The 15,440-nt window shown below is 47.0% G+C and carries 8 protein-coding genes; all 8 read left to right on the plus strand.

What is annotated here, in order from left to right; genetic code table 11:
• The first annotated feature begins 154 nt into the window (after positions 1–154).
• A complete protein-coding gene (locus E1919_RS21020) occupies positions 155–370 on the plus strand; it encodes a hypothetical protein (RefSeq protein WP_162055394.1) in 216 nt (71 codons plus the stop codon).
• A 414-nt stretch (positions 371–784) separates the two neighbouring features.
• Positions 785–3,112, plus strand: coding sequence for an ABC transporter permease (locus tag E1919_RS21025; protein WP_162055395.1), 2,328 nt, complete (start codon positions 785–787; stop codon positions 3,110–3,112).
• A 1,208-nt stretch (positions 3,113–4,320) separates the two neighbouring features.
• Positions 4,321–6,000 carry a SulP family inorganic anion transporter gene (locus E1919_RS21030; protein WP_162055396.1) on the plus strand — a complete coding sequence of 560 codons (1,680 nt, stop codon included), beginning with the start codon at positions 4,321–4,323 and terminating at the stop codon, positions 5,998–6,000.
• 232 nt (positions 6,001–6,232) lie between these two features.
• Positions 6,233–8,935, plus strand: a complete 2,703-nt coding sequence (locus E1919_RS21035) for a D-alanine--D-alanine ligase family protein (protein ID WP_162055397.1) — start codon at positions 6,233–6,235, stop codon at positions 8,933–8,935.
• Positions 8,936–9,330: 395 nt separating this feature from the next.
• Positions 9,331–10,107 (plus strand): PASTA domain-containing protein, encoded by a 777-nt coding sequence (locus E1919_RS21040; RefSeq protein ID WP_162055398.1) that lies wholly within the window; start codon positions 9,331–9,333, stop codon positions 10,105–10,107.
• A gap of 71 nt (positions 10,108–10,178) precedes the next feature.
• Entirely contained in the window at positions 10,179–11,999 is a 1,821-nt protein-coding gene (locus E1919_RS21045) for a T9SS type A sorting domain-containing protein (protein WP_162055399.1), read from the plus strand.
• Positions 11,996–12,304, plus strand: a complete 309-nt coding sequence (locus E1919_RS21050) for a rhodanese-like domain-containing protein (protein WP_115565007.1) — start codon at positions 11,996–11,998, stop codon at positions 12,302–12,304. The genes E1919_RS21045 and E1919_RS21050 overlap by 4 nt, the downstream gene beginning before the upstream one ends.
• A 362-nt stretch (positions 12,305–12,666) precedes the next feature.
• Entirely contained in the window at positions 12,667–15,420 is a 2,754-nt protein-coding gene (locus tag E1919_RS21055) for a S8/S53 family peptidase (protein ID WP_162055400.1), read from the plus strand.
• Positions 15,421–15,440 lie beyond the last annotated feature (20 nt).

Here is a 15,440-nt window from a genome sequence, read left to right on the forward strand (position 1 = left end):
CAGGGGATAGGGAGACAGATTCCGGTGGAGGTATACAAACAGCAGGCGGCCTGATTGGGAGAGGACTTAGGGAAAAATCAACTTAAAAACAGTGCTTGGTGGTCCTACAAACAGGGAGTACTATATTCAGCAAGATACGGTGTATATCGAATTGATGGAGAAAGTAGACCAACTAGGGTTTATGGGCATAACAAGGTGGGTAGCCGTATTGAAGAATAAAGACAATATACTTGAACTGTTGCCAGGTGGGCCTGTAAATAGAGAAAACGTATTTTTATCAACACTGCCTAATAAGGGATTAACCTTTAAGTTGGATACCACGCTCAATGATTATGAATTTTATCCAGAGAAAGCGTGGGTGAATAAATAAAAAAACAAACCGTGCTAACTACACCTTTACCGTAGCTGCGCCACCGCAAAGTCCTATCCGTTAGCAACAATGCCCTTCCGTGTAAACCGACAAATGTTCCCAGACAACAAAAAAACGTTTAACAATCCTACCAATAAGCTTCTCCACGGCAAACACCCACTGAGATAAAAGTAAGTGCCGCAGTCTCATTTGGGTGTAAAATATTTCGGACACTTGACTGTATGAAATCGATACAGTCAAGTGTCCGAAATCGAACAGGTTTTAATAAAAAATTGTCTAAACTACTGATAACAATTGTATAAAATATTGATAATTAATTAGTTGTGTTTTGGCACTAACTTTGGCAATAGAATTGGGAGGAATCCCCCCTTCAGTATTTGGCCTCTTTTTCATTAAAAACTGACACTTTAAATCATGTTAAAGAATAATCTAAAAATCGCTATCCGGATACTCTGGAAAAACAAACTTTTTTCTTTAGTCAATATACTGAGCTTATCACTGAGTATGGCGGTTGGTGTTATTCTTTTTACATTCATAAAAGCCACTCACGATACAGACCATTTTCATCCAGAATTAAATCAGATAGTACGGATACTCACGCAGGAAACAAATGAGGTGGAACAAACCAAATGGGCAACAGCTCCATTGCCATTGGCGACTCAAATGGAAAGTGTCTCCTTTGTTGAAAAAACGGTAAAAGTACGTCTGGCAGGAAAACATAACCTGCAAACCGACGGAGGTGATATACCTATTGACATAAAATTTTCAGAGCCTTCTTTTTTTGATATTTTTGGCTTCAAATTGCTGTCAGGCAATGCACAAAGCCTTACAAATTCTCCTAATTCCCTTTTTTTAACTGAAAAAACAGCAGAAAAGATATTTGGCAACACTAATGCTTTAGGGCAAACTGTTCAAATTGAAAATTTAGGTTCTTATACCGTTGAGGGAATTATCCAGGACCCGCCTTTAGAAACACATCTACCCATTGAGGCAATGCTTTCTATTAATGCTGCTGAAATGTTTGAAAAAAAAGGAGCAATCAGTAATATTTCACAAAATTGGGGAGACTTCAAGAGTTCAGCAATTTACGCACGTCTAAAATCAGAAGATGATTTAAAGCAGCTCAATACCACGCTCCAAAACTATAATCAGAAATTGGATAAGAGCAATCTTCAATTTTTGGCACAACCCATAGAAGATATTACCCCTCGAAACAAAGACATTAAAAACGACCACAATGCAGGCACCGATTGGACGGGCATAAATACGCAGCTATATTTAATTCTAGCCTTAACCCTTTTATCTGCTTTCAACTATATCAGTTTGGCATTGGCGCGTGCCTTATCTCGAGCGAAAGAAGTAGGTATTCGCAAAACGATAGGCGCAACAAGATGGCAAATTATAAGTCAATTTTTAATGGAATCGACCCTTGTTGCCCTGTTTGCTTTGTTGTTTACACTGCCATGTGTTGAAATACTAACATATTATATACCCGATATGGATATGGCGTTTTCTTATGATATAGCCATGTTTTTAGGCTTGTTAACTTACGCAGTTATCACAGGCTTAGTCGCTGGGGCACTTCCGTCATGGCTGCTGTCAGCGTTTCAGCCTATACAGGTTTTGCGTAAAATGAAGAATATTAAGCTGTTCCAGAGTATTGCTATTTACAAAGCCTTGATTGTCGTACAGTTTTCAGTAACCATTATGCTGATGATAGTGGTTGTTATAGTAGCCGATTATGAAATAAAAAATCATACAATCATTAACTCAACCGTGTCACCCAATGTTTTGACACTTGATTTAAGAGGTGAAAAATATGGAAACCTACAAAACGAAATAAGCCAGTTAAGCCAGGTAGAAACGACTTTGGCGACTAACTGGTACTATAAACCGATGAAAAAGGGCAAATCTTCTGTAACATTAAATGATAAAATTTTGGAAATGTATTACGTAAGTATTGACCCAAAAACAATTGAAACAGAAGGTATCAGCTTAAAATCGGGCCAAAATTTCCCTAAAGATATACCCCAAAATAGTGAGCAATATGTGTTGGTAAATGAAGCTGCCGCAAAATTATTTGAATCTGAATCGGAGACTTTAGTGGGGCAAACGCTATTACTTGACTCTGCCTATGTACAAGTCATTGGAATCATGCCCAATGAAATTATTGGCGAAACAGCTCCTCTAATGTATCGGTATTTGCCAAATGAAATAGCCACCTTGACTATAAAAATAAATCCAAATACAAAATTGGAAGCAACCAAAGCTATTCAATCCATATGGGAAAACCATTTTCCTGAAAAAACAGCAAATCTTCAGAATTTAAGAGATGGTTATTTAAGAATTGGAGATAGATTAGGTTCTTTTGGAGGCTTAGCCCTTATCGTCATGATAATCGCTGGTTTGGGCATTTTAGGCATAGCAAGTTACTCCGTAGAAACACGCGTTAAAGAACTGGGAATAAGAAAAGTATTGGGAGCAAGCAACAGAGAATTGGTTTGGGCAGTTACCAGAAATTTTGGCATTCTTATCCTGATTGCCGGACTTATTGGTGTTCCGGCTGGCTTGTTTGGCGGTGATTTAATTAGACAAGATTTAGGCAGCAGTCTTGTTGAATTGAGTTTTATAAATGTAAGCATAGGCTTTGGTTTGGTTGCCATCGTCGGGCTACTGACTGTCCTGTCCCAAACCATTCGAGCGGCGCATATTGAACCTGTAAAAGTCTTAAAAGCAGAGTAAAAAAGGTCTAACGTGCACTGGCAGGTTATGACGATGGCGAGACAATTAATTCTATTCCGCGGCACCATAACGACAATGTAACGACCGACTACATTTGCGAGAAGAAGGGCACATGTTGCTAACGTTTGTGTTTCTGCAATGGTGCGGCGAGGTGTAAGCTATAAGTTTTTTATCTTCGTTCTACGTTTGGTTTCGTGGGACATGACGCGGCTTCGGAAGCGCACCCATGCAGAAACACGATAGTTAAAGAATTATTCAATAAATAAAATTGTCGAGCAGAATGATTAAATAGAAAGAAGTGACTTTAAGAAAAATCAATTACTACCTATAAATCTTCCAGCTTATTGGCTTTACAGCTACTTTTACTCTATTGACCATTCATTGTGTCAAAGAAGGCGGTATGGTCGTGTTTTATAATCTTTTTGTCTTCCTTTTCTGGTAGTTTCCTACTACTCAATTTTTAAATCAACATCAGCAGATAGTAACATTGTGCTCTATGTAAATTTAGCATTATCATTAATTGCTATCCCTGCGTCAGTTCTGCCTTTTATATATGAACTGGGTGGACTAATTATTTCTATTCTTTGCTTAGCAATAGGAGTGTTGGTTTTTTTAAGTAAACGGATAGAAAAGAAACTGATTACTATTCATAGCATCGGTAGCATCGTCTTGCTAAGTGCGACTGCCATGATGCTTTATGATTGGTTTGCAAGCGATAACTATTAAAATAAACTTCCTGCAAAAAGTTACCATAATGCCAGTAAGTTGAATTTTATGAAGCAGGAAAAGTTTCAGGTGTAGTTTCTTTCGGGGAAACAGAACTCCAGGTATATCACGACCCCATTAATTGTATCTACACAATAAGTTTCAAGCAAAAGGGTGAAATGGGTAGAGGAACATTAGCTGATGGAGAAGACATTAATTTCGTTGAATAGACGAACCCTTAGCATAAGACTTGCTGCTATGGCGGGGCGTCGAACAAACCCTCTGCTGCAAATCATTAACAACAGTTGTTCAAGCCTGGCGAATAACAATCGGCTTTAGTTTTATTAGCTACAATAGTAAGATTGATTAACAACGGTTCGGGGCTGACCGTATGATAAGTACCGCCAAAGCAGCCAGCCTTGAACGTTGTGTATTTCCGGGAGCACTCTTTTTGCTGCGCACTGGGCGTCGGGACTTTCCCACTAATCACTTTAAATGAAACTATGAAAGGATTTGTATTTACCAAGGGCGATATTTTCGGAGGACTTACAGCCGGTATCGTTGCACTACCGCTTGCACTTGCGTTTGGGCTTCAGTCTGGTTTGGGCGCCGCTGCAGGTCTTTATGGCGCCATTATCCTGGGATTTATATCGGCAATTCTTGGTGGAACCTATACACAGGTCAGCGGCCCTACCGGGCCGATGACTGTTGTAGCAACAGCCGCCATTGCAGGGTTTGTTCAAATGGGCGGAAGCATCGAAGCGGTAGCTGGGGCTATCGTCGCCACTTTCCTGCTTGCCGGTATTTTTCAGGCGCTCATGGGCGTTGTACGGCTTGGCGCACTGATCCGCTTTATTCCCTACCCGGTTATATCGGGCTTCATGAGTGGCATTGGTGTGATCATCATCCTTCTTCAGCTTTTTCCTGCTATAGGCCAGCCATCACCACCAACAACAATTGATGTGGTACAACAGATCGGGCCTGCATTTTCAGATATCAACGTATGGGCACTGCTATATGCAGCCCTGACGGTAGTGATTGTTTACCTGTTTCCCCGTATTTCGAAAACCGTCCCGGGTACGCTTGTGGCACTTATTGGCGTGACAATTTTATCCGTTGTGCTTCAAAAAGATGTAGAAGTGATCGGTTCCATTCCTACCGGGCTTCCCGAGATCCAGGTCGCCAGCCTTTTTACAATTGATTCGGCGCTATACGGGCAAATCATACGCGTGGCCATTACACTTGCTGCACTTGGTGCCATCGATTCCCTTCTTACTTCAGTAGTGGCAGACAACGTAACCAAAACGCGCCACGACAGCAACAGGGAGCTAATCGGGCAGGGCATAGGCAATTCAGTTGCCGGAATTTTTGGCGGGCTGCCAGGTGCAGGCGCCACCATGCGCACGCTCATCAATGTCAGGTCAGGGGGAACTTCAAGATGGTCTGGCATTATCCATTCTGTCACCCTTGCGGTTATTCTTCTGGCTATAGGCTCTTATGCAGCTTTAATCCCAAAGGCAGTGCTGGCAGGCTTGCTGATAACAGTAGGTCTTGGTATCCTTGATTTTCGTGGAATCAGGCACATCAGAGTAATTCCGCGTGGCGATGCAGCTATTATGATTGTGGTATTGTTGGTAACTGTTTTTCTCGATCTGCTCACGGCAGTAGGTGTAGGAATGGTGATGGCAGCACTCTTCTTTATGAAAAAAATGAGTGATGCTATCGGACACCGTACCCGGATAGAACCACTGTCTACCTATGAAAATGGGCAGCATTGGCAGGGCAGGGGCCTGCCAGCTGAGTTGGAAGGAAATGTTTTGGTTAAGCATATTGAGGGTCCTTTGTTTTTTGGTTTTGCGTCCGGATTACAAAAGATGTCGGAAGGGGTTGTTGACGTAAGCCATGCCATTTACCGTATGGAGGAAGTTCCTTTTATTGACCAGACAGGGTTATACTCCCTGCAGGAAACACTAATGACCATGGAAGAAAGGGGAATAAAAGTGATGCTGACTGGCCTTCTAAAACAGCCGGAGCACATGCTGCGGAAGGGAGGGATAATCCCGCAGTTGATTGCCGACGAGAATGTCTGCCCTACTTTTTCAGCGGCTGTCGACTGCGTTGTAGACGATCTCAAAAAAATAGAATCGCCTTCAGCTTCTGAGAACACGCAAGGCCATGGATAAGATTTAGCCGGGCACTCACCGGATGTGGCGCCAAAGGAGCAGCGGGAGGTGATTGTGCTCCACATACTTTGCCCAAAACACGAAACTCATGTCCTTTACCGGGAAGAGGGGCTTGTGTCGTTTTATTTACTCAATCAGGCTAAAAGATAAACTATTGGAACACGGAAAAACGTTAGCCTGACAAGCAACCGCCTTTGCAGAAGTAGTAACTAAATTTGTTACCTTTGTCAGGATGAAAGTAGGAATAATTTTCGGTGGGCCGTCGCGTGAGCGTGAGATTTCGTTTGCAGGAGGCCGTACGGTTTATGATAATTTAGATAAAGCCCTTTTTGAGGCAGTACCTGTGTTCGTGGACAGCCTCGGCAACTTTATAGTGCTGGACTGGCAGTATATCTACAAAGGCACCATCCGGGACTTTTACCCGCCTGTGGAGGCGCTGCCGGAGACGGAGCACGGCATGCAAATTTATATGGAATCGTTGGGCGAGTTGAGTATTGCCGAACAGAATGCCATTATTGCAAAAGCAGGCAAGCGCCTGATGCCGCATGAATTCAAACAACACTTCGACTTCGCTTTCCTGGCGCTGCACGGCCCTTATGGGGAGGATGGCAGTATACAGGGGCTGCTGGAGTGGTACCATATCCCATACTCAGGCTCGGGTATTCTGCCATCGGCCATAGGCATCGACAAAGCCGCGCAAAAGGAGATGCTGAAGCAGCACGGTTTTCCTACACCCGATTACAGCACCATCCAACACAGCGACTGGTCCGATAGGACAAAGCGCGGAAGAATATTTGAGCAACTGGTGGAGAAACTTGGCCTACCGCTGGTGCTGAAGGCACCGCAACAGGGATCCTCTATTGGTGTTTCCATCATCAAAGAAAATGATTTTGCCCAGTTTGAGGCAGGTGTAGAACGTAGTTTCTTTACTAAAACCATTCAGAAGAGCCAGTGGCAGGCGCTGGGAGAAGAGAAGCAGGTAGCTAGCATGCGGCAGTTGGTGGACATCCGGGAGGGAATCGGTATGCCGGTGCTGCTGCAGGATGGCGACATCCTCTATCACCCTGAAGAACTGCTGCGCCACATTAACGAGACGTTCAGCAACGCTGATACCGAAAGCATCACCCTCACCAACATAGAGCACGAGCAGCAGATTTTGGTAGAGGCCTTCATCAAAGGCAAGGAGTTTTCGTGTATTGTGGTGCAGGACGAAGCAGGTAAAGCGCTGGCACTGCCACCAACTGAAATTGTAAAAGGCAGCGAAGTATTCGACTACCGTTCTAAATACCTGCCTGGCCTGAGCCGCAAGATTACGCCTATTAACCTGCCAACAGAGCAGATACAGGAAATCCGGGAGGCCTGCAGCAAGCTGTATAAGAACTTTGGCTTTAACGTGTATGCCCGTCTGGATGGCTTCATTACAGAAAGCGGTGAGATATTCCTGAACGACCCGAACACCACGTCCGGTATGTTGCCGTCGTCGTTCTTCTTCCACCAGGCAGCTGAAATAGGTCTGAACCCCTCGCAGTTCCTGACCTACATCATCCGCACATCGGTGGCCGAGCGATTAAAGTCTGGCAAGGACACCGTAAAGCTGACGCGACTGCTGCAGCAGGTGGACGGTGCCATACGGGATGAGCAGGCGCACCGCCAGGAAAAGATTAGAGTTGGCGTAATTATGGGCGGTTACTCTTCAGAGCGACACATTTCTGTGGAGAGCGGCCGCAATATCTATGAAAAGCTTTCGTCGTCTACCAAGTATGAGCCGCTTCCCATCTTCCTGACAGGAAATAACGAAGCTCATCGCCTGTATACCATACCGGTGAACATCATGCTGAAGGACAATGCAGACGATGTGAAGGAGAAAATCCAGCATTTTGAGCAGGGTGGTAAGCCGCACCCGGTGCTGGCGCAGATTATAGAGGAGGCAGAGAGCATTACGCGCAAATACACCGGCCGCAGCCTGCAGGAGCCGCAGCGCATCACGTATGCGCAGCTGAAGAACCTGGTAGATGCGGTGTTCATTGCGCTGCACGGTCGTCCGGGCGAGGACGGTGCTCTACAGACAGAGCTGGAGAAGCTGCACATCCCTTACAACGGTTCCGGCATCCGTTCTTCCCGCATCACCATCAATAAGTACGAAACCAACGAGATACTCGCCAAACATGGCGTTCCGGTGGCAAAGCACCAGATGGCTTTAAAAGAAGACTGGCTAAAAGACAAAGAACTCTTTTTCCAGGGGATAGAGGCGGAGTTTCCTTATCCGTTTATCGCCAAGCCAGCAGACGACGGCTGTAGTTCTGCCGTGAAGAAAATCAAGAACCGCCGGGAACTGGAGGCATTCAGTACGCTGATGTTCCGGGAGATGGAGGAGCTGGACACCGAGTGTGCCCGCACCTTGTCGCTGGGCTTCAAAGAGGAATTCCCGAACAAAGCAGGCTTCCTGGTGGAGACACTGATTTCCAGAAACGGCGCGAAGCACTTCCTGGAGGTGACAGGCGGCCTGCTGACTAAATATGCGCCGGATGGCACAGTGGATTATGAAGTATTCGAGGCTTCGGAAGCGCTGGCGGAAGGAGAAGTGCTGTCTTTAGAAGAAAAATTTCTGGCGGGCGAAGGTCAAAACATAACACCGGCACGTTATGCTGCTGACCCGGAACGCCGGCAGCAAATATCAGATAAGGTGAAGGAGGATTTGAAGCGTGTGGCGCAGATTTTGCAGATCGAAGGCTACGCCCGCATCGATGCGTTTGTCCGCATTCTGGAGAACGAAGAGGTGGAGACCATCATCATTGAGGTGAACTCCCTGCCAGGCATGACTCCGGCCACCTGCATCTTCCACCAGACAGCCATCAACGGCTACAAACCTTACGATTTCATCAACCGGATTCTGCAGTTCGGCATTGAGCGGAACAAGATGAAAGTGATGCAGTGAAGTTAGAGAGTTGCTAAAGTTAGAGAGTTAGAAGGTTAAAAAGTTAGAAAGTTTTGCCTTTAGTTTGCCCTTGTTGGTTTCTCCATAGCTCTCAGGCAAGCAATGGTAATTGTCATCTCGACGATAGGAGAGATCTGATACAAGAAGGGAAATCCTGAATAATTCAGATTTCTCCTATCGTCGAGATGACAATGGGCCTCCCGCCCTTGTTGATGCTTTCACCAGCAAGGGCGGGAGGCAGTAGAAGTGAATGGCTGAAGTAACAATAACATCGGCAATCAACAAAGTCCGCCTTCAAAGGGGGACAAAAAAGTAATATTAGTATCAGGAAAGCATAGACTGAAAGAGTTCTTAATCTTTGGTCTCATGTCTTTTGTCTCTTTTATAGATTGAAAATGTTCAAAGCGAAATCTTTTTTAAGTGTGCTTATACACCTGCTGCTGATGGCAGTTGTGATGGTGGCATTGGTCGTAGGCTTCTTTTATTATTACCTGCCTTCTACTACGAACCACGGCGAAAGCATTGCAGTGCCACGGATAGAGGGTATGCAGTTGGCTGATGCGGAAGAACTGCTGGAGGAACGCAGCCTGCGTTTCTTTATCAACGACTCCAGCTATAACTCCAACTTAGCTCCTTATACCATCCTGACGCAGGACCCTGCGCCGGATGTAAGCGTGAAGGAAAACCGCAAAATTTACATCAGCGTGAACATGAAAAACGCGCCGATGATAAAGATGCCAAAGCTTATTGATGGTTCGGTGAAGAATGCGGAGCTCATCCTGAAAAGCTACGACCTGAAGAAGGGCAAGATTACGCCAGTGCCGGACCTGCAGCAGAATGCCGTGCTGAAGCAGTTCGTGAACGGCCAGGAAGTGAAGCCGGGTGAAATGATTCCGAAAGGTTCTGTAGTGGACCTGCACGTGGGTGATGGCCTCGGAAATACAGAGTTTGAGGTGCCCGAAGTGATTGGTATGCCGGTGGATGAGGCATCTGTGCTGCTGGTAGGGCAGGGGCTTCAAATCGGTAATATCATTTATGTACAGGGCAGCGAAGAACCGGATGGCACAGTGCTGAAGCAGCGCCCGTTCGCGGAGGTAGGTGCCAAGATTCGCGTAGGGGAGCTGGTAGACCTGTGGGTGGCCGGCGAGGAGCCGGTGCTGGGCATCGACTAATTCAGAAGAAAAAAATTACAAGCGCCTGCTAGAAATGGCGGGCGCTTTCGTTTTAGAGATAAAGCAGGAACATGAGAAAGCCGCTGGTACTTATTCTTTTCTTTCTTTGGAGTGGAGTGGCAGCCATGGCACAGGCCGTGCTGCAACCACTGCAGCAGGAAATGCGCCATACCCAGCAGAGCACTGCAAATCTCCTGCGTACGACTGCCGCTGCCGCAGTCTCTCTACCTTTCTTCGATGACTTTGCTGCTGCCACAGTAGTACCTGACCCATCACGCTGGCAAAATGGAGGCGTGTATATCAACAACCGCTTCGGGTTTGAGCCAATTACTATCAATGTTGCCACTTTCGATGGGCTGAATGCCGCCGGACAACCTTATGTTCCCGGTTCTGTTGGGGCGGGGGATTCTGATACACTGACTTCCGAACCTATTCTGTTAGGCAGCCTCAACCCGAGCGATTCTGTCTACCTCAGCTTCTATTGGCAATCGGGCGGTATAGGCGATGTGCCGGACCTGACAGAAAGCAACCTGCGCTACCTGCAGCTGGAGTTTAAAGACAACACCGGCATCTGGCGTGAGGTATGGCGACAGCCAGCTCCAGGTGTGGTGACCGACTTCGCACAGGTCTTTGTAGGGCTGCGGGAGCCCCGCTATTTCCACGACGATTTTCAGTTCCGCTTCCGGAATGTAGGGCAGCGCAACGGCCTGGCCGACGTCTGGAATGTGGACTATGTGGAGCTTGACAGGAACCGCCGCAAGGGGCAGAACACCACCCGCGATATCGCTATCAGCGAGGGCGTGAGCAAGCTGCTGGAGCATTACACTGCCATGCCTGCCCGGCAGTTCAGGGCAAACCCTTCCGGCGAACTGGCCGATGAGGTACGGGCAACGCTGAACAACTTGGGTGGCTTACCGGGGGCTATCAGTTGGCGCGGGTATATCAAGCAATTGAACGAAACTAGAGCAGATACTTTTCTGCGCGGACAGGCACTCATTCCCGGCGCTGCCCGGCAGTATGAGGTAATAGGAACGCCTACTTTAGCTGCCATCCAGGTGCCAGCAAGCGGCCCTTTTACTTTGCTCCACGGCATCCGGCTGGATACAAGAGAGCAGAACCCGCTGCAGCGCGCCAATGACATTACTGAGCGCAAAACGAACTTCTCAGACTATTACGCCTACGACGATGGAACGGCAGAGGCAGGCTTCAGCTTTTTAGGAACAGGAAATGTGCAGGTGGCGCAGCGGTATGACCTGAACGAGCCAGACCAACTCAGTGGTTTTCGTGTCTATTTCCCGCGCGTCGGCAGAGACCTTGCTGGGTCTTCTCTAATCTTCAAGGTGTGGGCTGATCAGGATAGCTTGCCGGGGGAAATACTTCATCAGCAGAGCTTCCAGATACAGTATTCTGATACTCTGAACGAGTTTTACGAGGTGCAGCTCTCTAAGCTGGTTCCGGTAGAGGGAAGCTTCTATATCGGCTGGTCGCAGGGAGGAAACACCTATGTAAACATTGGTTTCGATAAAAATGAACGTGCTACAGGCCGTCGCTTCACGTATACCCCTTCGGGTGGATGGACTGGCGAAACAACGCTGGAGGGAGCCATTATGATGCGCCCTGTGCTGGCAGGAGAGGCCTTGGGTATAGACGATGATTTAGCTGCCGCCAGCATGCGCGTGTTCCCAAATCCATCCAGGGGAGAGGCGTTTATAAACGAGCCTTACGAGCAGGTAACTGTTTTTGACATTACTGGAAAAAGAGTTTATAGCCAATCCTATGCCGGACCAGCGCAGCCCATTAACCTGCGTCACCTCGCACCAGGACTATATACATTACGTATTCAAACAAGAAAAGCAATTGTCAACAAAAAACTAATACTGACAAAACTATGATTACTTCATCACAAGACATTACAGCAGAAGAATTAAAGGAGCGCCTGAATAAAGGAGAAACTCCAGTCATAATAGATGTGCGGGAGGATTGGGAATACCAAGAAGCAAATATCGCCGGTGCAAAAAACATCCCGCTCGGCGCCCTTCCCACGCGCCTCGACGATATAGAGGATTACAAAGACCAGGAAGTGATTGTGCAGTGCCGCTCCGGCGCCCGCTCTGCCAATGCCAAAGCGTTTCTGCAGCAGCAGGGCTTCAGCAACGTACGCAACCTGTTGGGCGGGATACTGGCATACCAAGGCTAAGCACCTGCGCAGGCATATAAGTAACTGCATTAAATTTAAACTGAAGGTAGAGAGGCATCAGGCTTTTCTACCTTCTTGTTTTTGTAACTGCTGCTGTCACTGTTTTCATAAGGCAGGATGCTGTTATCTGATACTGTTAAATTGTATTCAAATTCTATGGCTTAACATTGAGATATAAGATGATGCAAGAGTTGTTTTCCGCCTTGCAAATGGAATATCTATATTTTCTATAAAGGAGGAGATAAAAAGGGTATAAGTATATTTTATGTTAGAAAGGTCAAAATCCGCATTATATGCGATTTCGTATTCAGATTTTATTTTCACTTAAAGTATTTTATGTCACACTTTTATTCATCCACCTTATGAGAAAAATTCTAATCGCAGTCGTTTTCTGCTTTCTGACGGTAAGCCAGGTTTTTGCACAGGCTTATGTCGATTCGAAACTTAAAACAGCTATCACCGACCGCATTACTCCTGTACAAGTAGTTGTCACTTTCAAAGGAGAGGGAGCCCCAACTCTCCTAGATATTTCGGCACTTACGCAGGCTGGTATCATAAACGGACTGACTTTAAGAGCCCTGCCGATAGCCGGCGTAGTGGCAACGGCCTCGCAGGTTGAAGCGCTGGCAAAGAACACTAGGGTGCTGTCGCTTTACCTGAACGAATCACTGCAGTACGAGAGCGATGGCGCCACTGAACTGACAGGTGTAGATAAAGCCCGAAACGAACAGGCGTTTACCTCTCAGAATGGTGGCTTTCCTGTTTCAGGAAGAGGCATTGGCGTGCTGGTAAATGACAGCGGTGTAGATGGTACACACCCGGACCTGCAATTTGGCAAAAACCTGAAGCAAAACGTAACGGCTGCCACCAACCTGAATTCTATATCCGGAATACTTCCTTATACCCCACTGGAAAATGTGCCGAATACCGATGCTACAGGTGGCCATGGCACCCACGTGGCAGGTATCGTGGGCGGAACAGGACAGGCATCGTCGGGCAAGTATGAAGGTGTGGCTCCAGGCGCTGGCCTGGTAGGCTATGGCTCAGGTGCCGCGCTTTTGCTGCTGGATGTGCTGTCCGGGTTCGACTATGCCATCATCAATCAGGCTATCTATAACATCCGCGTTATCACTAACTCTTTCGGTACTACCAGCGACACAGGTACAGATGTAAATCCTGCAGACCCCATTACGCTCGCTACCAAGCGCTGTGTTGACCGCAATATCGTGGTGGTATTCTCGGCAGGTAACTCCGGCCCTGGCTCCGGCACTATGACAGGGCAGTATAAGAAAGCGCCGTGGGTAATTGCCGTTGCCGCCGGCGAAAAATCTGGTCGCCTTGCCAGCTTCTCTTCCAGAGGCATCAAAGGGAAAGGTGGATCTTTCACGCTGGATGGTAAAGCTTATTCCTGGGAAGATCGCCCAACGGTAACATCTCCTGGCGTAGACATCATTTCTGCGAAAGTAACCGAGCCACTTACGGTACTGTCTACTCAGCAGGACATAGATGCCATGGATCCGGCACATGTGCCATATTACACGCATAAAAGCGGCACCTCTATGGCAGCTCCGCATGTGGCAGGTATTGTTGCTCTTCTTCTGGATGCCAATCCTTCGCTTACAGTGGCACAGGTAAAGGAAATCCTGCAGCAAACAGCTACTAACATTCCGAATCGTGCTTCATGGGAAGTGGGCGCAGGGTATGTGAACGCCTATGCTGCCATAGACAGGGCCTTCAGAGCTTCTGCTCCTTATGGTTCTACACTTAACCTGAACAGGACCTTTAACAGCAGTGTTAATACAAATAATTTATCAGAAAACTTCATTGTAGATTATAACCCAGCTACTCCTGCTACCAACACTTATACTTTTAATGTGGCAGAAGGCACAACCGGTTTAGAGGCTAAGATTAGAACAGAAGGTGTTGAAGGAGAAACGGGTAACCCGGTAAGGCTGTCTCTTATATCGCCTAGTGGTGTGAGAACAAGTGCTGGCATTCCGGTATTGTTTGCCCTGAGCTATGACAGGGGGGTGGCGGTAGCCTCTCCTGAAGCAGGCACCTGGACAGCGGAAATCTCAGGGTTGAATGGAGTAGCTTTCCCCGAGCAGATAAAGGGTGTTGTGAACATGATGACAGCTGCCGGTACTACCGGCCTTAATGATATTACGGGACACCCGGCAGAGGCCTCTATTAAAATGGCAGTGAGTGCCCGTTTAGCCGATGGCCTTGCAGGTGGTGCTTATAAGCCGGATGAACTCCTGAAGCGTATTGATTTGGCTGATTACCTGATGATGGGAGAGGGCATACGTCAGTTCCTTCCGGTGGACGGCTCTTTCACTTTAACAGATATGAAGGAAAGAAACCTGCTGGCTGAGTCAATTGTAGCCAAGGGCGGTGCTTTACGAGACATAGAACATAAGTTTGCAGGCGTTATGCTTCCTGCAGCTGCAGGCAAGTTCTCTCCTAATGGCAAGGTAAACCGGGCAGAGCTAACCTATTCGCTGGTGCAATCTTTAGGTTTGCAGGAGTTTGCGTTGGAGCGCAATGGTAAAACGCCGACAGTTGAAGTGAGCGGAAAAAGTTATCCTGTTGAGGATGCCGCCGAAATTCCTGCCGGTCTGGAAGGCTATGTGAGCGTAGCATTAGAACTGAATCTTATTAACGCCTACTTCTCCCTGACACAGGGACCGTACGATTTAGAACCAACGCTGCATGCAACTTTTAAGCCACTGCAGGATGTAACACGAGCTGACTTCGCGGTCATTATAACGCGCGCACACGCACAGTGGAATGAGGGCACACAACCCCTTTCTACTTCTAGCAGCGCAGCGGCTGTAGCCGCTTCTGCTGTGAAGGCAGGGGAACGCGTTTACAGCTATCCGAATCCATTCTCCGGCAGAACGACCATTAGCTATGTAGTGCCACAGGACGGACCGGTGCAGGTAGCAGTGTATGACGTGCTGGGTAAAAAAGTGAAAACGCTGGTAGCAGAAAGCCTGAAATCCGGTAACCATTCTGTAGACTTCGAAGCGGGTAACTTGCCAGGTGGAACATACATCTACCGTGTAGAGGCTGGAGACAAAGTATTTACCAACCGTATGATACTGACTAAGTAGTTTTCAGATTTTTATACTGT

The sequence above is a fragment of the Pontibacter pamirensis genome, from assembly GCF_010015475.1.
In the GTDB taxonomy this organism is placed as follows: domain Bacteria; phylum Bacteroidota; class Bacteroidia; order Cytophagales; family Hymenobacteraceae; genus Pontibacter; species Pontibacter pamirensis.

Bases quoted from the DNA above. Each gene is read 5' to 3' on its own strand.
- E1919_RS21020 (WP_162055394.1), top strand. From the start codon at position 155: ATGGAGAAAGTAGACCAACTAGGGTTTATGGGCATAACAAGGTGGGTA.
- E1919_RS21025 (WP_162055395.1), top strand. From the start codon at position 785: ATGTTAAAGAATAATCTAAAAATCGCTATCCGGATACTCTGGAAAAAC.
- E1919_RS21030 (WP_162055396.1), top strand. From the start codon at position 4,321: ATGAAAGGATTTGTATTTACCAAGGGCGATATTTTCGGAGGACTTACA.
- E1919_RS21035 (WP_162055397.1), top strand. From the start codon at position 6,233: ATGAAAGTAGGAATAATTTTCGGTGGGCCGTCGCGTGAGCGTGAGATT.
- E1919_RS21040 (WP_162055398.1), top strand. From the start codon at position 9,331: ATGTTCAAAGCGAAATCTTTTTTAAGTGTGCTTATACACCTGCTGCTG.
- E1919_RS21045 (WP_162055399.1), top strand. From the start codon at position 10,179: ATGAGAAAGCCGCTGGTACTTATTCTTTTCTTTCTTTGGAGTGGAGTG.
- E1919_RS21050 (WP_115565007.1), top strand. From the start codon at position 11,996: ATGATTACTTCATCACAAGACATTACAGCAGAAGAATTAAAGGAGCGC.
- E1919_RS21055 (WP_162055400.1), top strand. From the start codon at position 12,667: ATGAGAAAAATTCTAATCGCAGTCGTTTTCTGCTTTCTGACGGTAAGC.